A 21,507-nucleotide genomic window follows, 5' to 3' on the forward strand; every position below is an offset into this window, starting at 1 on the left:
CTCGTTGTTTTAGACAGTGAATTGTGTTTTTTAAAATTCATTGCGATATCGCCAGTCATTCACTTTTCAGCGGTCAAGAAGGCGCTGCACCATTTAGTGGTCTCGAGCCTAGCCGATTTCAAGATGCTCCTCCATGAAATCAATCGTAGCTAACGCCAGACGTACTTGAGTGAAATAATTGGTCGTATTTACAACTCAGTCCGAATCGAAAAAAGCTCAGGAAACAACACCACATCGAGCATCTTGCGCAGATAACTCACCCCAGCAGTGCCACCAGTACCGGTTTTAAAACCAATAATTCTTTCAACGGTCGTGACATGGCGGAAACGCCAGATGCGGAATGCAGTTTCCATGTCGACTAGTTTTTCAGCTAGTTCATAAAATGCCCAGTGTTGTTCAGGGGCTTGATATACCTGCTGCCATGCCAGTTTGACGGATTCGTTTGGAGCAACTGTCTTGGTCCAATCTAATTGCAGGCGTTCGGCATCGATCTTGAAGCCATTGCGGGCTAAATACATGATCGTCTCATCGTAAATTGATGGCGATGTTAGCGCGGCTTCTAAGCTAGCGTGTGCCTCTGGGGCTTTTTCGTGAACTTGTAAAAGGGTAGCGTTCTTATTGCCGAGTAAATATTCCAGCTCACGATACTGGTGCGATTGAAAGCCTGAAGAATTGCCTAAATAAGGGCGTATCGCGGTGTATTCGCTAGGGGTCATGGTTGCTAGTACATCCCAGGCATGTACCAATTGATCCATGATGCGCGCGACTCGCGACAGCATCTTGAAGGCCGGAGGTAAATCACCCACGCGAATTTGTTGGCGTACAGCATGTAGTTCATGCAGCATCAGTTTGATCCACAGCTCACTGGTTTGATGTTGGATGATAAATAACATCTCATTGTGATTAGGTGAGAGTGGATGCTGAGCTGAGAGGATTTGTTCCAGCCCGAGGTAATCACCGTAACTCATGTCTTTAGTGAAATCGAGTTTGGCACCATGCCAGGACATTGGGCATTTGCCTTGGTTTTGTGGATTATCGTTTGTCATAATATCGTCGAGCTTTCGAGAAGAATTTTTATTAGAACTTTTTAGTGGCAACTCAAGTGACTGTATGTCTCTGAATGTTGGCATCATAAGTTTTTTGGTCGAGGATTTCTTGCAAGATCTCCACCGCGTCCCAAACCTCGGCGTAGCTGGTATAGAGCGGGGTAAAGCCAAAGCGCATGATGCCCGGCTCACGATAGTCGCCTACAACGCCACGCGCTATCAACGCTTGAATCACCGCATATGCGTGTGCATGAGTGAAGCTGACATGACTACCTCGTTGCGCATGATGGCGTGGTGTCACCAGTCCGAGCTGATGGCGGGCACAGCGGGCTTCAACTAGCTGGATAAACAAGTCAGTCAACGCCAAGGATTTTTGCCGTACAGCCGCCATCGTTGTTTTGCCAAATATCGTTAAACCAGACTCAATCATCGCCAGCGAGACAATCGGCTGCGTTCCACAGAGTGCCCGCCGTATGTCGGGCGTGGCAGTGAACGAGGCTTGCATGGCAAACGGCGCTGCATGCCCCCACCATCCTGTGAGTGGGTGATGAAATTGGGCTTGATGGCGTTGTGGAACCCAAATAAACGCGGGTGCACCCGGGCCACCGTTGAGATATTTGTAGCAGCAGCCCACGGCGAAGTCGGCATTGGCTTGATGTAAATCGACTTCAACAGCCCCCGCTGAGTGCGCCAGATCCCATAGACAGAGTGCGCCTTGTGCATGTGCTAATACGGTGATCTTTGCCATGTCATGTAATGCGCCAGTACGATAGTTCACATGCGTGAGCATCACTAAGGCAGTGTCGTGCTTGATCGCACTCGCCAATTCGTCGGGTGAGTCAATCAGATGCAAGCGATAACCGCGATCTAACCACTTTGTTAGACCTTCAGCCATGTAAATATCGGTTGGGAAATTGCTGCGCTCGGTAATGATGACTTTGCGCGTTTCGGCATCCGATTTTTGCGCTTGTAGATGTAAAGCGGCGGCGATGGCCTTGAATAAGTTAATGGAAGTCGAGTCAGTAATGACCACTTCTTCCGCTTTGGCACCGATCAATGGCGCCAATAAATTGCCTAAACGTGAAGGCAGATCAAACCAGCCAGCCTTGTTCCAACTCTTGATCAGATCATTGCCCCATTCTTCTTGAATCACATGTCGCGCACGTTCAAATGCTGCTTTGGGTTGTGCGCCCAAAGAGTTGCCATCAAGGTAGATCATGCCTGTTGGAAGATGAAATTCGGTGCGCAAGCTGGCCAGGGCATCCTGAGCATCGAGCGTTTCGCAGTAGGGGCGGTCAATGTTGGTCATGTCATCGAATTATTGAGTCAAAGAGCTAAGTATTTTATGTCGAAATTGAGGGTGAGTAATTGCAAATTTCTTTGCTAATGACAGATTAATTCGAATAATATGTCGTTTTAGTGGGAAAAATTGACGGAAAAATTCATATGCAACTCGATCCTATTGATTTGAAGATTTTGCAGTTATTGCAGTCTGATGGACGTATCAGCAATCAAGATTTGGCGGAAAAAGTATTTCTCTCGCCATCCTCCTGTTTGCGGCGAGTGCGTGCTTTGGAGGAAAGTGGCGTGATTAGCCATTACCGTGCAGTGCTCGATACCAATGTTTTAGGACTGGAAGTTGATGCTTTTGTGCAGGTCACAATGCGGCGTGATGTCGAACAATGGCATGAGAATTTTTCTAAGGCTTTGCAAAGTTGGCCGGAAGTGGTCGGCTCTTACATTATCACTGGTGAAGCAAATTATTTGCTGCGAGTGCGCGCACGTAATTTGAAGCACTATTCGGCTTTCGTGCTCGATCGATTATATAAAACTGCAGGTGTGCTCGATATTCGTTCAAACATTGTGCTGCAAACTTTAAAAGAAAGTAGCGGACTAGCGCCAGAATTATTGAGTGAATAAATTTGCAGGTGATTAAATAAAAGTAAACGAGGTGGATAATTTATCTCGTTGTTCTAAGTCGCAAGAATTGACTAAACTACGATGTGTTGCAATTTCTGTTTTCCTCTATCTATCCTGAATGTTTTGCCTTATGAATTTATCTGATTACTTCACTGAGTTTCCATTCATTGCCATTTTGCGTGGCATCCAAAGTCATGAATGTGTTGCGGTTGGAGAGACCTTGGTGCAAGTTGGATTTCGTTGTATCGAAGTGCCGATGAATTCGCCGAATGCGGTCGACAGCATAAGACTTTTGGCGAATCATTTGCCATCCACTTGCCTGGTCGGTGCTGGTACGGTGATGAGTGAAACGCAGGTGGAACAAGTTTATCAAGCAGGTGGAAGGTTGATCGTCATGCCGCACGCCGATATTGCGGTGATTCGCGCAGCTAAACAACGTGGCATGATTTGCACTCCCGGTGTCGCAACTCTGACCGAAGCCTTTTCCGCTTTGGCCCATGGTGCAGATGCGCTTAAATTATTTCCCGCTGAGAGCGTTCCCCCGTCGGTGTTAAAAGCTTGGCGTTCTGTGTTGCCTGCCGCGACGATATGTTTACCGGTGGGCGGTGTTCAGCCCCTGGGTATGGCAGACTATTTGCGGGTTGGAGCGAATGGTTTTGGGCTTGGTTCGAATCTATATCAGGCTGGTGATAGTGTAGATCAAGTTAACATTAAAGCTCAGGCATATGCTACGGCGTGGCGCACTCAGACTCGCTGATGCCTTCCAATTCAATCTGAAGTCGTATTGATTTTTCATGCAAATTTCCTGCGCGTATTTTGCTGGTGTCCTCTCTTAGAGTGACGCTCAGTTATGCTGTTCGCGTGCCATTCCTCGTTCGATTTCTTTTAAATTCTCGTTGCGTCACTCATAAAATTTTACTTGATGTGCGCTCAATTATTTGTCGCTGTTGGCTTTTTCTAATCCCATTTATTCTTTGACTTGTCGGCACTTTATCCATGCTTGCCACATTTTGCATTGATGACTTCAAGGTGATCTACCGGATTCACTCAAGCGCGATCATCGAATGCATTCAACATACTGACGACAAGTTTTTTGCAATTATAAATAGGAGATTAAAATGAGATTGACTAAGCTGGCAGCGGCTATGCTCGCCATAGGATTTGCTTCGAGCGCATTCGCTGCGGACGAAGACGACAAAAAAGATAAGGTTCAACGAGTCGAAGTGACAGGCTCTAGCATCAAGCGAGTGAACGCTGAGACAGCATCGCCAGTGCAAGTGATCGATGCCAAACAAATCGAAAATATGGGGGCACGCACATTGCTGCAAGTGCTAGATAATCTGCCTGCAGCGCGTCCGGCGCAGCAGGATTTCCGGTCTATGTTCACAGGCTCAGATGGCGCCTCACAAGCAAATTTGCGTGGTTTGGGAGCGCAAGGTACTTTGATTTTATTGAACGGTCGTCGCCTGTCTTTCTATGGCGCACCAGAAGGTTTTCAAACCCAGTTCGTCAATATCGACGCGATTCCTGCCGCTGCCATTGAGCGTATGGAAGTCCTGACTGATGGCGCCTCTGCTGTGTACGGTTCAGATGCCGTTGCCGGTGTGATTAACGTGATCACCAAGAAGTCGTATAGCGGATTGCAAGCGAGTGCGACGATTGACAGCTCAAGTGAAGTCAAGTCTTATGGCGAACGTCAGGCCAGCGCATTGTTTGGTATTGGCGATTTAGCGAAAGATAACTACAACGTTTATGCCTCGGTGAATGTGTACAAACGAGATCGCATCGCATTAGAAGATACCTATCTGAAGCGTCCTGAGCAGTTTTACAAAAACAATCCTAACTATGTCAGCAATTTCCGTATTAGTGAGGGCAGTCAGCCAGGCGTGTTAAATCCGGGAACTCTGTTTGTGTTTGATAAAAACGCCAATAATAAACGCTATCAACAAGCCGCATCTGGTTGCTCAACGTTCATTACCGAAGGCTCCGGCACGCGTTGCGTTTGGAATACCTTGCCTTATTCTTTAGACACTGGCCCAACGTCAGAGCGCGCCACGATCTTTGTCAGCGGTCGCGTCAATCTGAATCAGGATTGGGAAGGTTTTGCAGAAGTTGCCTACACAGATATTGATATGCGTGGTGAAAATGGCCCACGTTCATTTAGTAGTGGTGGCGGTACAGCAAACTGGTATTCACGCAATACGGGAACGACTTTAAATACGTTCACTTATCCCTACCTCGGTCCCAACAATGTGTACCTGAAAAACATGAGTGCCGACCTCAAAGATAAGATGGGCGGTGCTGCGGGTTTGACCTATTTAATGCAAGATGCTAAAGGTCATTTTGGTCAACAAAATACGGATAAAACCTATCGCATGATGGCCGGCCTGCGCGGCTCATTTGGTCAATGGGATTTTGAATCTGCGCTCGCGGTTGCCGGCAGTCATTCCACTTTGTATCAAACCGTGAATGTGAATAAAGATGGTTTCGAAAAAGCTTTCGGTCCATTCACAGTCGATCCTGTCACTAAACGCACTTATATTGCCGATAATCCTGCCTACCAATTTGGTGTGATTAGCGATAAAAATGCAGAGTTATTACGTCAAGCCTACCCGACTTTTGATATTCAATCTTGGACTAAATTAGTCACCTGGGATGCCAAGTTGGAAGGGAGTTTGTTTAAGATGCCAGCGGGCGACGCACGAGCAGCCTTTGGCGTTAATTTGATGCGCGAAGAATTTGAAACGCCAGGGAATAAAGATGCTGCTGATGGCAAGATCACACAGCAAGGTGGCTCCTGGTTTGATGGTTCTCGCACCATCGCGGCAGTATTTGGCGAGGCGATTTTTCCGTTAGCAAAAAATTTGGAAGTCAATACCGCAGCACGTATTGATAAGTACCCAAATTTTGCCGCCAATCTGGCACCGAAAGTCGGTGTGACTTATCGACCTATCAGTGACCTCTTGATTCGAAGTACCTATTCTCAAGGATTCCGTGCACCGAATTTGGCAGAGTCTGGCATCGGTGGTGTATATGCACAGCGTGGTGGGATGCGTGACACCGTACGTTGCGATGAGACGAATGCGATTGCAAAAACTTTGATGAAATCGGTTAGCACGACTGATCAGGATTTGGGCAAGTCCTTATTGAACTCTAACTGCAGCATCAATATCGGCGGATTGACGCCACCGAATCCAGATCTGCAACCGGAAAAAGCCAAGATCAGCACCTTTGGTTTAGTCTATCAAGCTAGCAAACAGTTTGATATCTCAGCTGACTATTGGTTCGTGTATCGTCGCAATGAAATCGTGCGCCAAGATTTTACTGAGGTCTACGATCAAGCAGTTGAAAAATACGGCCCAGCTCTCATCGGTGCTCCGAATGCGGTGCGTGCACCCATCACTGATTTTGATAAAGCAAATATGGCGGCGGTCGCTGGTATGTGTGCGAATCCGGCAAATGCGGCAGCTTGTGCAGGTGGTGTACCGAAGTACTCAGTGGGTATCTTGGCTGGCTTGACGAATAAGTATATGAATCGCGGTCGCACCATGATCGATGGTTTCGATATTGATGCCCATGCCCGCTTCGATCTCGGTACTTATGGCAAGTTGAATTTTGGAACCTCCGCAACGATCATGAATCGCAATGCCTATAACGGCGATGATGGTTATGGTTTTTCACAAAATTATGTGGGTTATTACGGTAATCCAAAGTTGCGTGCAAACTTGAATGCTGACTGGCTGTATGGCAATTTCACGACTAGTGTATTCGTGAATTACACGGGTGGTTCTAAGTGGGCTTACGATAAGAATGACGAGGAAAATAATAATCCTCAATCTTGTACCGCAGCCGATGTCGCCGTTGATCCAAAAAATTGTGGTGGCGCACCAGCATTTAAAACTGTTAACTTGAGTTTGGGCTGGACACCAGTTAAGAACTTGCGTTTGGGTTTAAATATCAAGAATGTTATGAATACCAAACCATTCTTTGATCCTTACGGCTGGGAAGGTTACAACCACGCTTTGAATTTATTTGGACGTGTCGTGAGTGTATCGGCGAGCTACAAATTTAAGTAAGTCATAGCAAAAAAACGAAGCCCGACACGTGTGCCGGGCTTCGTGTACAGATGGCGATGTTCGCCGCTCTGTTAGTTCAATTAGCCACGTGAATCTAAGACTTCATTCCACTTCGCGACCAATTCTGCTTGTTGCGCCAACAAATCCGTAGTGTCACCTTCCACAGTAACTTTTTCCATCACATCGCCTTTGGCAATGCTGTCGACAACTTTTTGGTCGTCAGCGCTGACCACCACGCCGAACACGGTATGCTTGCCGTTCAAATGCGGTGTCGCACCATGTGTAATGAAAAATTGACTACCATTCGTGCCCGGACCTGCGTTTGCCATCGACAAGATACCCGCTTTGTCATGACGCAACTCGCTGGTGCATTCATCTTTAAAGCGATAACCAGGGCCACCCATACCGGTACCGTCTGGGCAACCGCCTTGAATCATGAAATCACTGATGACGCGATGAAAGTTTAAGCCGTCATAGTAACCACGTTGAATCAAATTGACGAAGCTGGCGCAGGTGACTGGTGTTTGATCGGCAAACAGATTGATGTTGATGGTACCTTTGTTAGTTTGCATGATGACTTTGAGCTGGCTCATAGTTTCCTCTTAGTGTTTTAAAATTGAAAAGACGGCTGTACTGAACGTCCAGCCTTGATTGATATTGAGGTTGCCATTCTACCAGTTCAGCTAGCGGACCGACGATTTCGACAGAAGCTCGTACGACTGCTGTCATACCAGTTTAATTGTTCTTTGTTACAATCGAAACTCGAAGCCGGCTCATCATAGCCGTTTTGGTGATTAGGCGATCTCACAAAGACAGCAAATTTCCCGTAAATTTGCCGACACCAACATCGATTTAGAATGCTCAGAAGCACTGAGCAATTTTTCGTTAGTCTTTTCCATGAGTCCGTCTATGCATTTCTTTGAATTGAATCACTGTGATCGGGTAGCACTCTCGGCGGAAATTCATTCGCGCCCCTTTTTGAGTTTGACTGCTCCCGAATTGATTTCTCATCTTGCCGTATATCCGCGAGATAAATCCGAGACAGGGATCGCCATACAACAGCAACAACATGCCTTGTTGTTGGCTTTGTGCAGTCACTTTGCAGTCACTGCGCCGGCACCGGAAGCGAAATATTTTTATTTTGACTTTGGTCCATTTCGTTTGAAATGGGAGTCCCATACCGAATTCGCGACTTACACCTTTGCCCAGCATCAAGAACTCCCATTGAGTTTGGAGCAGGCGCTAGTGCAAATGCCAATTACGCGCCTGCCTGAAGGCTGGTTGCATCGTTTACAAGGGAGTGTGTTGGTTGCCGCTCACTTAATTTTAGATAATCGACCTATCAGTGCATCGGCTTTTTCTCAAGAGATTCAAAGTCTGTTTAGAGGACATACGCTGGCAGCAAGTTGTGTCATGCAGGGCGGAGAATTTTGGTCGGACTTTGTCGTGCATGCGGATGGTTTTTCCCGTTTCGTGATTCGTGATGTGGATATGCGTGCGCAACAAGCAGGTAGGTTAGCGCAAAGAATATTGGAAATTGAAACTTATCGCATGATGGCATTGCTAGGATTACCGCTTGCGCAAGCTACCACGCCGCAATTGAATTTGATCGAGAGTCAATTGGTAGAATTGACAACCGCGATGGTGGCCGCGGATCACGCCATGAGTGAGCAAGGTATCGATAAAGAGACTGATGCGGAGCGCCATTTGTTGGAGAAAATCACGCATTTGGCCGCGCGTATCGAGAAGCTCTCGCTGGAAAATAATTATCGTTTTTCGGCGTCCAAGGCCTATTTCAAACTTGTGCTTGCCCGTATCGAAGAGTTACGCGAGCAGCGTATTGAAGGCCTGCCAATGGTGGCGGAATTTATGGATAGACGATTGACGCCAGCTATGAATACCTGTGATGCGGTCGCCAATCGCCAAGAGGCACTGGCACGACGCATCGCGAATTCGAACGACTTATTGCGCACCCGTGTCGGTATCGTACAAGAAATGCAGAACCGAAAAATCCTACAATCGCTCAATGCCCGCGCTGCGCAACAATTGCATTTACAGCAGGCTGTGGAAGGGTTGTCGGTTGCAGCCATTTCCTACTATGTGATCGGTCTTTTTGGTTATGCGTCAAAAGCGGCTAAAGAGTTTGGCTGGATCGCACAGGTCGATATTGCCGTGGGAATTGCGGTGCCCTTGGTACTAGGTGCCGTGTGGTTGGGTTTGCGACGTATGCATCACGTGTTGCAAGCAAAACAGCAGGACAAGGCGCATTTCTAGCGACGTTGCACACCCTTGATGCAGCGCAAAGTCCCTTGGTTCTGGCTTTACTGGTGCTAGTGATGAGACTAGAATCGGGTGAATGATTGATCGATTCCTTACTCAGGAGTATTTCCTTTGCTAGCAGCCTACATCACCCATACCGATTGCCAAAAACACGATATGGGCAATCACCATCCCGAGTCTCCTGAACGATTAGGTGCTGTCAATGATCAGCTTTTGATTAAGGGTTTGCTCGACTATATGGAGCAAGTCGACGCACCACTTGCGACTCGCGAGCAATTAGCCCGCGCGCACAGTGTTAGTTATTTGGATGAATTTGCCGAAATTGCTCAACAGGTACCCGAAGGGGGGCGTGTCCAGATTGATCCCGATACCAATATCAATGAATTTTCCTATCAAGCGGCTTTGCGTTCGGCAGGGGCGGCGGTATTGGCTGCGAATTTGGTGGCATCAGGGCAGGCTCCGGTGGCTTTTTGCAATATTCGTCCACCAGGACATCATGCCGAACGCAGCAATGCGGGTGGTTTCTGTTTCTTTAACAATATTGTGGTTGGCATACGCCATGCGATGGCACAACATGGCATTGAACGTATTGCATTGATCGATTTTGATGTCCATCATGGTAATGGCAGCGAAGATATTTTGTTTAATGATCCGGGTGTTCTCATGTGTTCGATTTTTGAGAAGAATCTGTATCCATTTTGTGGTGATGTTCCCATGGGATCGAACATGATTAACGTCGGTTTACCCTCGCGCTCAGGAAGTGATGCATTTCGCCAAGCTGTTAGAGAAGTTTGGATTCCTGCGTTGGATAAATTTCAGCCAGAGATGATTTTTATTTCGGCAGGTTTTGACGCGCATCGAGAAGACGATATGGGAAATCTGGCTTTGGTCGAAGCCGATTATGAATGGGTAACCAAGCAGCTAGTGCAGATCGCACAACGCTATGCGCATGGTCGAATTGTCTCTTGTCTTGAGGGTGGTTATGACCTGTCTTCCTTGGGACGTAGTGCTGCTGCCCACGTACGGGTATTGATCGGCGCTGATTGACACAAATTGGAGACAATCGCTGCAATCAATCAATCAATCAATCGATCGATCAAACAAATTTGATTTTCTTTAAGTGAGAACATGATGAACAAGCATTACCTCAGCTCTTTGTTTTCTCCACGCTCGGTGGTGGTGTTTGCCGGCGATCTAAACGCAACAGAATTGCAGACGTCAGTAACTCGGGTTTTTTTGCAGCATTTGGAGAGTAAAGAATTTCAGGGAACCGTGACATATCTGGACAGTCGCGTGAAGGGAACTCTGGGGGATTTGGCGAATTCGCGTGCCGATTTGGCTATTTTGGCGTTACCCAATGCTGAGTTAAATGCGGCATTAGAGGTTGTCGGGCGTATCCAATGCCGCTCGGCCTTAATTTTATCAATCGGTGTTGATGCGGCGCAGGCTAAAAGCTTACATAAAATCGCTAAGCAGCATGGCATCTCTTTGCTTGGTCCTAATAGCCTGGGTTTTCAACGTCCCAAAGCGCATTTGAATGCCAGCGCACTAGGTAAGTTGGCGCAACCGGGCTCACTTGCGGTGGTCTCGCAGTCGGGAGCTTTAACCAGTTCGATACTAGATTGGGCTGCCAAAAACGGGGTGGGATTTTCGGCAGTGGTATCGCTGGGCGTCAATACTGCGGTGGATTTGGCTCAGGTGTTAGATTTTTTGGCGGATGATGCGGCGACGCAGACAATTGTTGTGTATATCGAAGGGATTAAAAACGCCCGCCGCTTTATGAGTTCTTTGCGTGCTGCCGCCAATTCTAAACCTGTGATCGTGCTGAAGTCAGGGCGTAAGCCAGATGGATCTAAAGCTGCCTTAACGCATTCTGGCAATATCGTTGGTAGCGACGCGATCTTTGACGCCGCTTTGCAACGTGCTGGCGCCGTGCGAGTGCATTCCATGGTGCAGTTGTTTGCTGCTGCAAAATGTCTGTCGGCACGGTATTTACCAGTTGGCAGGCGTTTAGCCATCATTTCCAATGGCGGTGGTCCCGCTGTCTTGGCAGCTGATTTTGTCAATGAAGTGAAATTGGAAATGGCGAAATTGCCAGCCGACGTGGTAAAGAATTTATACAAAAAAATCTCACCTTATGCGGCACTGGAGGAGCTAATCGATTTATCGCAAGACGCGAATGCTGAGCATTACCGCGCAGCAGTGACGGCTTGTGCGCACTGTAATGAGGTCGATGGCATCTTAGTGATCCTGTCACCGATCGCCGGCGTTGATACCGGCGCCATCGCGCAAGTGTTGGCCGATATGCAGGCGACCGTCGGTAAGCCTTTGATTAGTTGTTGGATGGGCGATGAAAAAGTGACTGCGGCACGCACCATTTTATTTAAAGCCGGTATTCCTAGCTTTAGAACGCCAGAAGCCGCCGTTGACGCTTTTAATCATGTCTCGCTATTCCATCGGAATCAACAACTGTTGCGTCAGGTGCCGCCACCCTTATCGCAGTTAGCCAAGCCGGATTTAGAAGGTGCGCGTATCTTGATTGAGAGCGTGTTGGCGGAAAGGCGTAAAGTGCTGACAGAGATGGAGTCAAAAGCATTGCTGTCGGCTTTTCATATTCCAGTCACAAAGACGATGTTGGCGCGTAGCTCTACCGAAGCCATGCTAGTGGCGAATCAACTTGGCTATCCAGTGGCTTTAAAAATCGATTCCGCCGATATTTCACATAAATCCGATGTGCAAGGCGTGTTGTTGAATGTGGCGAATGCGACGGGTGTACGAGATGGCTGGCAAAACATGTTGCAACGTGTGACGCAGTTGCGACCCGATGCCAAAATGAATGGTGTCACCGTGCAAAATATGTCGGGTAAGCCAGAAGGGCGGGAGCTATTTATTGGTGTCTCGACCGATGAGTTGTTTGGCCCTGTGATCTCATTTGGTGCCGGTGGCGTCATGATCGAATTGATCGCGGATCGCGCGATTGAACTACCACCTTTAAATCAATTTTTGGCGCACCGATTGATTGATCGCGTACGTTGTGCTGAGATGCTGGGCAATTGGCGAGGTTCGCCACCAGTGCATCGTGAGGCATTAGAGCAAATCTTGCTCAGGGTTTCAGAGATGGTCTGTGCCTTACCGCAATTACGTGAAATGGATATCAATCCTCTGATTATCGATGAGCATGGTGCCTTAGCGGTGGATGCTCGGATTGTGGTCGATCATTCGCCGTCAGAGCCTGGCCATTATGAACATTTGGCGATTTCACCGTATCCTTCCGATAAAGAAACTGAATGGCCTTTACGTGACGGACGCATTTATGTTCTTCGTCCATTGCATCCGCATGATGCCGAAATGTTGCAGGACTTAGTCAGACGCTTATCACCTGAGAGTCGCTACTTCCGTTTTGTATCTTCCATGCGTGAATTGTCAGATCGGATGTTGGCCAAATTCACCTTAATCGATTATGACCGCGAGATGGCGCTGGTGGCAATTTATACAGAACGTCATCCACAGGAAGATGGAAGTTTTCAAGAGACCACGCGTATCATCGGCGTGTCGCGTTATGTCACCAACCCCGATAAAAGTACCTGCGAATTTTCTTTATTGATTGCCGACGATTTTGCTGGGCAGGGGCTCGGTACCCGTTTGATGCAGTCGATTATTGATGTGGCTCGTAGTCGAGGATTGGCATACATTGAAGGCCTAGTCTTGACGAATAATACCAATATGTTGCGCCTGATGCGTAGCTTGGAATTTGACGTTAGATCTTATCCAGAAGATCCTGATTTCCGTTTGTGTGTCAAGGCACTTTGAACATGGTAGGCGGATTAAGACTTTGATTTATGTTTGCGTGCGTAATACTTTTCAATATAGTCTGGGCGTACCAGTGCTTGGAAGTAGTTTGGTATCCATGGACGCGCCGATAGCATAAAGCTCATCCTATGTTTTTCTTCAAAAGGCAGCGTCGCGTCTTGCCTATGTTGATCTGAGATGTCGCGTGCCAATTGCATCAGGCGTGTGAGGAACACGCCGCTTGATTGCTTAGAGAGCATGACGCTGACAAACTGCATTAAATCATGCTTACCATCAAAATTGGAATCAAGATAATCCGCGAAGGACTCGCGCCGGTGAAACTTTTGAATCGGGCCATTGGGAATCCAGCGAAACGTCCTAGATAGCAGCAATTTGATTCTATTGTTCGGCAATAATTCTATGATGCGTAAATGATCGAGTCGCACCAGATAGGCGACCACTTCGGCTTCGGTCATTGCATAGATGTCGATGATTTGTTGCAAGGACAGGTAATTCATTGCTGAAACCGCGACAATAAATTTTTTGGGATCGCTGATTAATTCTTCTTCTTGATCATAGCTCAGTTCATCAATTAAAGACTCTTCATAACTTCGTGCAGTTAAATCGTGCAAGCTAATTTGCGCCGCATCGAGAATTTGATCTAGCCGATGCAGGGTCAGATTTTTAGACGCAAACATGCGTTTGATGCTCGACTCTGAAACTGAGATTTTTTGTGCCAAATCCATATAGGTAATCCGACGTGATTTCAGTTCGCGCTTAAGGACGTCGATGAGCGTAGATGCTTTTGTCATAAGACTAATTAAATCCTAAAAAAGTATCGAAAAATGATACAGCAAGTTACGGAATTTGCCACTTTCTGTTTGTTGCTTGTTAGAAAACGCTACCGTCAGTGATAATGCTTGGCTTTTTGATCAAGATGCGTTCGGCTACTCTGGACGTTAAGTTCTACGCCAGCGATAGGCGAACAGACAGACGAGGCAAAATAAGACAAGAATAAATAAAATTAAACGTGGCGTGAGGATGATAAATATGGCGTTAGAAACGGTAACACTTGGCGGCGGTCGCTTTTGGGATCTGGAAGCAGTGTTTCAACAAATCCGGGGCGTGAAGTCAGTACAATCCGGTTATGCTGGTGGGCATACCGATGGCCCTACATATGAAGCTGTTTGTGGTGGTGATACAGGGCATGCGGAAGTCGTTAGAGTTTGTTTTGATACAGATGTTCTTTCTTACGACCAGTTACTTGACGTTTTCTTTAGAGTTCATCAGCCGATGAATACGACGAGCATCGATAGTCGATTGGCGTCGCCACATCGTTCAGCGATTTTTTATCATAGTGTTGAACAAAAAAAACTGGCACAAGACGTGGTGAAAACTTTAGCTTCTGTATCTGGATGCAAACTGACGACGGAGATTAAAGCGGCCACGTTATTTTTTCCAGCTGAGGCAGAACATCAAAATTTCTATAGAAATCATCGCGAGGATGCTTACTGCCGCGAGTTCATCCTACCAAAAATCATAATGTCCCGCGAAGCATTTAAAAAGCGATTGGCGGCCTGATTGGGTTATGAATTTAAAAAAAGGTTTAGTGTTCATCGACACTAAACCTTTTTTCATGCCGTGCCAGCGTTACGGCTGCAATCGGGAGACGACCCAAGTGTCGTCCGCTTGGCGTGTATAGGCAATGCGATCGTGCAAACGTGAGCTGCGACCTTGCCAGAACTCGATAAATTCCGGCACTAAGCGATAACCGCCCCAGTGTTCAGGACGCGGTGGATGTTCGCCGAATTGTGTCACGACTTCAGCCAGTTTATCTTCTAATTGCTGACGATTGGCGATAGGCTGACTTTGACTGGATGCGTAGGCACTCTGGCGACTGCCTAGTGGACGGCTGTGAAAGTACTTGTCATTGTCTTCTTCTGAAACTTTGTGGATCCGGCCTTCTATGCGAACTTGACGTTCGAGCGCGCTCCAAAAAAACAAGAGGGCGGCGTGGCGGTTTTGTGATAATTCTTGGCCCTTACGACTATCGTAATTGGTGAACCAAGAAAACCCGCGTTCATCAAATTCTTTAATGAGCACGATACGTGATGACGGCTTACCTTCCGCATTGACGGTCGATAAACTCATTGCATTGGCTTCTGCGACTTCCGCTTTGAGCGCTTGTTCAAACCAATGAGCAAATTGTTGGATGGGATTATGCGCTACATCGCTCTCAGACAGGCTGGCGAGTTGGTAGTCTTTTCTCAGGTTGGCAATCGACATAGTTATTCCTTGGCGTTGAGATCAAAATGAGTTTTGAATTGTAATTGATGTGGATTGATTCTGAGGTCTAGTTCGCAATGATGCCGCGACGTGTTTGCATGGCACGCCCTAATTTATGCATTTGTCCCGCATTCAACAAGCGCATTGCCATCGGTGCGATTTGTGTTTCTTCAATTTGCATGTGATCTTGATAAAGCGCCTGAAACGCGGCAACATGCAGCTCATTGAGTTCAGCCGATCGACCCTCGGCAATCATACTGAGTTGACTCTCTAGCGCACGCCATTGCTGCGCCATTTGTTGATGCTGCTGAAATATAGTCGGCAGAATCATTGCCAACAATTCCGCATCAGCTCCTTGCGCTGTTCTTTGTAGCTCAGGTAGCAGATCGACTTCTTCGTCATCATGGTGCAGCGGAGCAGCATTTTGAAAGTATTTCAATATCGCCAGCACGGCTTTTTGTGCTTCGAAATCTGCGCCATTTTTTTGCAGATGCGGTGATAGTTTTTCTAAGGTAGCAAGTTGTTTACGAATCCTGTCATGGCAATGCTTGAGAACTGCCAAGGGCTGATCAAAGTCGGGGGCGCTGGCAAATAAAGTATCCATGATCGCTTTATGAAGTAAAAAAATTAGCTTGCTGTAGGGGCGAAATTATCCGCTATTTTCAGAACTTCCGCTGACTTTACACCACTTGCTCTTGCGCAAAATCAAGCCAACAATGCTTAATTCACCTGAAGCTTGTAAAATAGCGCTGGCCTTGGTCGCTCTGACCAGCTTGATTTTACCAATACCGAAATGATTCCCCATGCAAGAAACCATTCCCACCGTTGATGATGACATTGATTTTGACCGCCGTTTTGGTGGTATTGCACGTTTGTATGGTGCCTACGGTTTAGCCCGCTTTCGGGAGGCGCACATCTGCGTGGTCGGCGTTGGTGGAGTTGGTTCCTGGGTGGTCGAAGCGCTGGCGCGTAGTGCGATTGGCCGTATCACGATGATTGATTTGGACAATGTCGCAGAGTCCAATATTAACCGCCAGATTCAAGCAACCAGTTTGACTTTGGGAAAAGCAAAAGTGACCGCCTTGGCCGAGCGAATTGCCACGATCAATCCCTATTGCCAAGTGCGGCAAATTGAGGACTTTGTGGAGCCAGATAACTTGCCACAAATGCTTGGGAGTCAGCAATTCGATTATGTGATCGATGCCATTGATAGCGTGAAGGCCAAGACAGCTTTAATTGCCTACTGCCGAGAACAGCAGATTCCTTTGATTACCATTGGTGCCGCAGGTGGACAGACCGACCCCGGAAAAATAGAAATCCGTGATTTGTCGCGAACAGAACAAGAGCCTTTGTTGGCCTTGGTACGGAAACGCTTGCGACAAAATTTTGGCTTTCCTCGCGGGGCTAAAACCAAGTTTGGAATCGATGCGGTGTTTTCAATGGAAGCCTTACGTATGCCAGAAACCCCCGAAGTTTGCGCGGTTGATACGGCCACTGATAAAAATGGTATTTCAGGTTTGAATTGCGCTGGTTTTGGTTCTTCGATCGTGGTAACGGCATCATTCGGTCTCGCGGCAGCTGCTCATGTATTGCGTCAGTTGGCGTTTGATAAATCAAGTGTATGAGGTTTGAGTTCGTGCTTGAATAATTTTGGGAATGATTAGAGAAACTTGTAAGCCTTGGGTTGGCCGGTTTTCTACTTGGATTTTGCCGTGCATCAAATCGGTTATCACACTGTGCGCAACACTTAGACCTAAGCCGATACCATCTAAGCCCAATTGTTTGCTGAAAAAAGGCTCGAATATTCTTTGCAGATTGTCTTCGGCAATTCCCAATCCATTGTCACTCAAGGTGATATGAATATCATCCGCAGATTGATGTAATCTGAACTCCAGTTGTGGCTGTTGCGTCGTTTGTAAACCGTGGCGCATGGCGTTATCGATCAACTGATCGAGCACCTGAAATAGCGCATTAGGATAACCAGTTTGTTGAATTCCCGCTGGAATCTGTGAATGCAGTTCAACCGCCCCTTGTTTAAAGCGAGACTTCCATTCGTCGATCAAGAGCTGACAGCGGTAGGATATGTCGTAGGTTTGTAATTCTTCTTGATGTTGTTCAACCGCCAGTGCACGAAATCGTTGCACCAGTTCACTCGCCGTTTGTAGGGATCGATTTAATAGCGCATTCCCTTCCAAAAGAGAGTGTAGAGTATGTTGTAGTTTACTACGACTTAAGCTTGGCCCAGATAGGTCGTTGAGCAAGTTTTGACTTAGGAACTGCATCGTGCTTGCAGCAATGGTGGCATTGCCTAAAGGGGTGTTCATTTCATGCGCGACACCGACTACTAAACGACTCAGTGCTAGTTGTTTTTCCTGGCGCATAACTAAACTCATTGCCTGTTCTAATTCTTGCGTGCGTTGTCTTACTTTCTCTTCCAGATTGGTATGCGCACGTTGCAATGCTTGTTCGGCTTGTGAGCGAATTTCCGCCTCGGTTTGCAGCTTGGCTAAGGCTTGGTTTAATTCCAGATTGCGGCGCGCCAAAGAAGCTTCCAAGGCATAACCTTGCTGACTCAATTCTTGATTTTTTTGCTGCAATGATGGGACAGCCATCACGTCATCGATGGCATCACCTAAGGTTTTTGAAAGTAGATGTCGGCGTTGACGATTCAATTCAATCTGGCGTTCGCTGGCTTTTAGGGCGATTTCAAAATGCTCCCATTTTTTACCTAAACTAACGATTTTTTTCAGTACCGTATCTTGTACCGGTGCCGTCCGTATATCTAACTTTTCTAATTCTTCGGCCATAGCTAGCAAGGACTGCCAGCCTTTTTCAAATTCAGCACCTTGACACATCAATAGTGCTTCGCAATAGCGTATCCAGTAGGACCAGCTATTGTTGATATGGTCTGCTTGTCGCTGCATGCCTTCAACATGTAGCAGATGCGCCGTGGTCTCTTCACGCAAACCGAGCGAAGCGCACAATATCGCGATATTGGTATGTGAAATTAATATGAATTTATCGATGTGTGCTTGCTGCGCGACTTGTAAGCACTCTTTATGTAGTTGCAGCGAATTGATCCATGCCGAGCGTGCCTTTGTTCCTTCGGTATCGTTGCCGAGGAAGTAGTATGCGGAGGCGGTGGAGCGTAATAAGTTAACCAACGCAATAGGATCTAACTGCTCTCTATGCTCTAGCAGTGAGCCGCTCATTTCTAAGACTTCGCGGTACATTTCACAATGTATCATGACTAAACAGCGACTAACTCGCAAGCTGATCGCATCCTGTGCCCGACCACAAAGTTCAAACATTTCAGCAGCCATGGCAGTGCTATGCAAGGCAGCTGAATGTAACTGTAAATTAATTTGTATGAGCTGCATCGCCTCCCAGATCCAAGCGCGTGCCAGATTGCTACTAAGTGCTTGCGCCAGTTCGTGTAGGTGCATGGCACGCTGCAATAGCTGCGTATGTGTTCGAACTTTGGTGCTGGCACCTGGATAAAGCATCAGAACTTCGAGTAGTAGGGCTTGTTCGGGATTTAACTGCAATTGCGAGAGGCGCGGAATGAGTGTCTGCAATTGATCAGAATGGCCACCCAAACACATGGCACGTCCCTGCTCGAGTAAAGCATGGCTGTCGAGTTGTGCTGAGACTGTCGGTTCGAGCAGTTTATCTGTCATAAGCGCTGCAGCAGTTTGTTCTTCCGATGCGGTTAGTATGCTACGTGACCATCTTGGCGAAGTGAAAAGTCTCAACGAAAAGATAGATCAGGGTGTACAAGCATAACCCAAAAAAACGGCCTGTCATGAAGACGAAAGCTTGCTTGCTGGCGAATGTGGTTTTTCCATAACAAGGCATCGCCTTTGGTATCCACAATATGATTTAAATTATAAATTTAATGGCAATGTTTGAGGTGCGACGATGGCTCATGTCAGGATGAGTATCCGCGTATGCGTGATACTTACTGTCAAACCACTATGTTGGCCTTTAGTCTTAGCTTGCCTTAAGCGGTTTCGTAGTGCCACCCAAGGCTAAAACGACACCAGAAAGACACAAAATCATGCCAGCCCATTCAATCCAACCTGGATGGTAATCTTCTAATTGGATTGATAGCAGTACCGAGATGATCGGTGTGATCACACCGATAAAAACGGTCTTTTGCGCACCGATTCTATGGATGAGGGTGAAGTAACAAGCAAAGGCGATGACGGAACCAAATAATGATAAATAAAGAAGAGAAAGCCAGTAGGCCGTGGTCGATGGCAAGGTCCAGCGTTGTCCTGTACCGATGACAAACAAACTGACCCACAATGTCCCCCATGCCATTGCCCAAGCCATCGTCAATAAGACATTGTGACTTTGCTGACGTACTTTCACGACCACGAGGTTACCAAATGTACTCGCTAGAGTCGCAGTTAAGGCTAGTCCCAGACCTAGTAAAAAATGGGTCTCATGGCCAGAGTGAGTTTCTTCCCAATTGCTTTTGAGTGCTGGGAAGAATAATAAAATCACCCCAGTGATAGAAATCAAAGCCGCACCCCAGATTCTTAGGCTGAGAGGTTTGTTAAAAAACAGGCGCTCTGTAATAGGCGACCAAATGACCATCAACGCAAACAGAACCGCCACCAGCGCGGAGACCAAATACTGTTCTGAAGAGTAGGTACATAAATAGCTGAGCGAAAAAGTGAAGAAGCCTTGCAAGGCAAGCCAGGCTTGCAATTTCCACGGTAGGCGTAGGTCATCCTTTCGCAATAAACACCAGACGAACAAAGTCAAGGATGCTAAGCCGAAGCGGTAGGCGACCGACACGGCGGGGGCGACTTCACCCAATTGCTGGGTGATCGCCCAAAAAGTAGAACCCCAGATCAGTGAGGCAATAATGAACAGTAAAGAAGATGGCATGAAGACCTTGTGCTTTGTATCGTTGGTTCAAATGCGGTGGATCGAGTGAGATGATCGTTGAACGTCGATACCTCATTATTGAGCAACTATTTTTATTATGAAGGCGCTCGCATGGTTAATATAGTTAATGACAGTTCGAGTCACCTTGGTCAGTGAAGCCTTGTTGATTGGGCTTGGTCACACTGAGAAATTCCCAGCTATAGCTATTGCTACGTAGTTGAAGTTTCAGGACGCCATGACTATCGTTTTGACGAATTTCACTGCCGTCTTTAACAAACAACATGCTGGTCAAATTGGCGCCGCCAGTGCCGACGACGAAACTGCGTATGCCATTATTATCAGGTCTGCCATGTTTATCTAGAGGCGCGAAACGTTCGTAGTCGTGATCGTGACTGCTGAGTACCAGATCTACCCGCGCATCGGCTAACATTTCCCATACCTCTCGCATGGCTTGAACATTGCCGTGACCGCCTGAGGAAAATACGGGATGATGCCAGAACGCCATCACACATGTAGATTGTCGTTGCGCTAATACACCTTTTAGCCAGCGCTTTTGTTCTTGCATGGCTTGACCTTTGATATTACTGTTGAGCGAAAGGAGCAGCCAATTACCTAGTGTTTTTTTGTAATAACCGCGACGACCGGGACCAGCCAAGTCGTCAAAGTAATTGTAATACCCATTGGCCATCGGCACACCGTAATCATGGTTGCCAGGAGAAGGCAGGGTAATGGCTTTGAATTTACCCCAAGTCTTGTCGTAACAGTTGTTGAATTCTTCTGGCTTACCAATCGGGTAGGTATTGTCACCAAGGGTGATGACATAGGCATTTTTATTCCTTGCTAAATCAGTGCTGATCAGCTTGGCTGTCTGCGCTGCCATCGTTTGTTCGGCAGGAGTTTTTCGACAATCAGCAATATCGCCCGCACTGTAGAGCGTAATGATGGGCTGGGCGTTTGTTTGGACTTTTTTGCTCTGGGCGACAGCGACCGTGTTGAGTCCTGTGAGACTCAATACGCATAGTAAAACTTGGCAGGAAACCCAAAGAATACGCTTTCTTGTCAGAGTATATCGGAACGCAGTGGGAAGTAAATTGGACATCGAACGTGAACAGGAAGCGAGTAAAGCAGTATTTTACTCGCATATCTGAAGTTCAAGCATGTGCAGGTGATGGGTAGACTATCGAGGTCAACATGGGCAAAATGGAAAA

The 21,507-nt window shown here is 47.1% G+C and carries 17 protein-coding genes; 8 read left to right on the top strand and 9 right to left on the bottom strand.

Annotated elements, in window-relative coordinates; all coding sequences use genetic code 11:
* Positions 1-188: 188 nt before the first annotated feature.
* Both kynA and kynU read right to left on the bottom strand, forming a co-directional pair.
* Positions 189-1,046 carry a tryptophan 2,3-dioxygenase gene (kynA, locus tag H8K52_RS12860; protein WP_186923309.1) on the bottom strand — a complete coding sequence of 286 codons (858 nt, stop codon included), beginning with the start codon at positions 1,044-1,046 and terminating at the stop codon, positions 189-191.
* Positions 1,047-1,098: 52 nt separating this feature from the next.
* Positions 1,099-2,355 (bottom strand): kynureninase, encoded by a 1,257-nt coding sequence (gene kynU / locus H8K52_RS12865; protein ID WP_186923310.1) that lies wholly within the window; start codon positions 2,353-2,355, stop codon positions 1,099-1,101.
* A gap of 137 nt (positions 2,356-2,492) precedes the next feature.
* Here kynU and H8K52_RS12870 point away from each other — a divergent pair, with 137 nt between their 5' ends.
* The 3 genes from H8K52_RS12870 to H8K52_RS12880 all read left to right on the top strand — a co-directional run bounded on the left by H8K52_RS12870 (position 2,493) and on the right by H8K52_RS12880 (position 7,042).
* Entirely contained in the window at positions 2,493-2,966 is a 474-nt protein-coding gene (locus H8K52_RS12870) for an Lrp/AsnC family transcriptional regulator (RefSeq protein WP_186923311.1), read from the top strand.
* A 130-nt stretch (positions 2,967-3,096) separates the two neighbouring features.
* Positions 3,097-3,723, top strand: a complete 627-nt coding sequence (locus H8K52_RS12875) for a 2-dehydro-3-deoxy-6-phosphogalactonate aldolase (protein WP_186923312.1) — start codon at positions 3,097-3,099, stop codon at positions 3,721-3,723.
* Between the two features lie 361 nt (positions 3,724-4,084).
* Entirely contained in the window at positions 4,085-7,042 is a 2,958-nt protein-coding gene (locus tag H8K52_RS12880) for a TonB-dependent receptor plug domain-containing protein (RefSeq protein ID WP_186923313.1), read from the top strand.
* An 80-nt stretch (positions 7,043-7,122) separates the two neighbouring features.
* Here the strand turns inward: H8K52_RS12880 and H8K52_RS12885 are convergent, their stop codons facing one another.
* A complete protein-coding gene (locus H8K52_RS12885; RefSeq protein WP_186923314.1) occupies positions 7,123-7,635 on the bottom strand; it encodes a peptidylprolyl isomerase in 513 nt (170 codons plus the stop codon).
* A gap of 316 nt (positions 7,636-7,951) precedes the next feature.
* Between H8K52_RS12885 and H8K52_RS12890 the strand changes: the two genes are divergently transcribed.
* The 3 genes from H8K52_RS12890 to H8K52_RS12900 all read left to right on the top strand — a co-directional run bounded on the left by H8K52_RS12890 (position 7,952) and on the right by H8K52_RS12900 (position 13,132).
* The gene (locus tag H8K52_RS12890; protein WP_246464508.1) at positions 7,952-9,316 is read left to right on the top strand and encodes a DUF3422 family protein; all 1,365 of its coding nucleotides are present in this window, start codon (positions 7,952-7,954) and stop codon (positions 9,314-9,316) included.
* A gap of 117 nt (positions 9,317-9,433) precedes the next feature.
* A complete protein-coding gene (locus H8K52_RS12895) occupies positions 9,434-10,369 on the top strand; it encodes a histone deacetylase family protein (RefSeq protein ID WP_186923316.1) in 936 nt (311 codons plus the stop codon).
* A gap of 84 nt (positions 10,370-10,453) precedes the next feature.
* Positions 10,454-13,132 (top strand): bifunctional acetate--CoA ligase family protein/GNAT family N-acetyltransferase, encoded by a 2,679-nt coding sequence (locus H8K52_RS12900; protein ID WP_186923317.1) that lies wholly within the window; start codon positions 10,454-10,456, stop codon positions 13,130-13,132.
* A 14-nt stretch (positions 13,133-13,146) separates the two neighbouring features.
* On the opposite strand, the gene H8K52_RS12905 is transcribed toward H8K52_RS12900, so the two are convergent.
* Positions 13,147-13,923, bottom strand: a complete 777-nt coding sequence (locus H8K52_RS12905; protein WP_186923318.1) for a helix-turn-helix domain-containing protein — start codon at positions 13,921-13,923, stop codon at positions 13,147-13,149.
* 238 nt (positions 13,924-14,161) lie between these two features.
* On the opposite strand from H8K52_RS12905, the gene msrA reads away from it, so the two are divergent.
* Positions 14,162-14,692: a peptide-methionine (S)-S-oxide reductase MsrA gene (gene msrA / locus H8K52_RS12910; protein WP_186923319.1), complete on the top strand. Its 531-nt coding sequence runs from the start codon at positions 14,162-14,164 to the stop codon at positions 14,690-14,692.
* A 69-nt stretch (positions 14,693-14,761) separates the two neighbouring features.
* Here the strand turns inward: msrA and pdxH are convergent, their stop codons facing one another.
* Both pdxH and H8K52_RS12920 read right to left on the bottom strand, forming a co-directional pair.
* Entirely contained in the window at positions 14,762-15,397 is a 636-nt protein-coding gene (gene pdxH, locus H8K52_RS12915) for a pyridoxamine 5'-phosphate oxidase (RefSeq protein ID WP_186923320.1), read from the bottom strand.
* Positions 15,398-15,464: 67 nt separating this feature from the next.
* Positions 15,465-16,001, bottom strand: a complete 537-nt coding sequence (locus H8K52_RS12920; protein WP_186923321.1) for a hemerythrin domain-containing protein — start codon at positions 15,999-16,001, stop codon at positions 15,465-15,467.
* Positions 16,002-16,200: 199 nt separating this feature from the next.
* On the opposite strand from H8K52_RS12920, the gene tcdA reads away from it, so the two are divergent.
* Positions 16,201-17,022 carry a tRNA cyclic N6-threonylcarbamoyladenosine(37) synthase TcdA gene (gene tcdA, locus H8K52_RS12925; RefSeq protein WP_186923322.1) on the top strand — a complete coding sequence of 274 codons (822 nt, stop codon included), beginning with the start codon at positions 16,201-16,203 and terminating at the stop codon, positions 17,020-17,022.
* On the opposite strand, the gene H8K52_RS12930 is transcribed toward tcdA, so the two are convergent.
* From H8K52_RS12930 to H8K52_RS12940, 3 genes are all read right to left on the bottom strand, one after another.
* On the bottom strand, positions 17,011-19,077 hold the full coding sequence (locus H8K52_RS12930) for a sensor histidine kinase (protein WP_186923323.1): 2,067 nt from the start codon (positions 19,075-19,077) through the stop codon (positions 17,011-17,013). The genes tcdA and H8K52_RS12930 overlap by 12 nt on opposite strands.
* 313 nt (positions 19,078-19,390) lie before the next feature.
* The gene (locus tag H8K52_RS12935; RefSeq protein WP_186923324.1) at positions 19,391-20,299 is read right to left on the bottom strand and encodes a DMT family transporter; all 909 of its coding nucleotides are present in this window, start codon (positions 20,297-20,299) and stop codon (positions 19,391-19,393) included.
* A gap of 124 nt (positions 20,300-20,423) precedes the next feature.
* A complete protein-coding gene (locus tag H8K52_RS12940; protein WP_186923325.1) occupies positions 20,424-21,311 on the bottom strand; it encodes a metallophosphoesterase family protein in 888 nt (295 codons plus the stop codon).
* Positions 21,312-21,507: the final 196 nt, after the last annotated feature.

This window comes from Affinundibacterium seohonense (genome assembly GCF_014284305.1).
Taxonomy (GTDB): Bacteria; Pseudomonadota; Gammaproteobacteria; order Burkholderiales; family Burkholderiaceae_D; genus Undibacterium; species Undibacterium seohonense.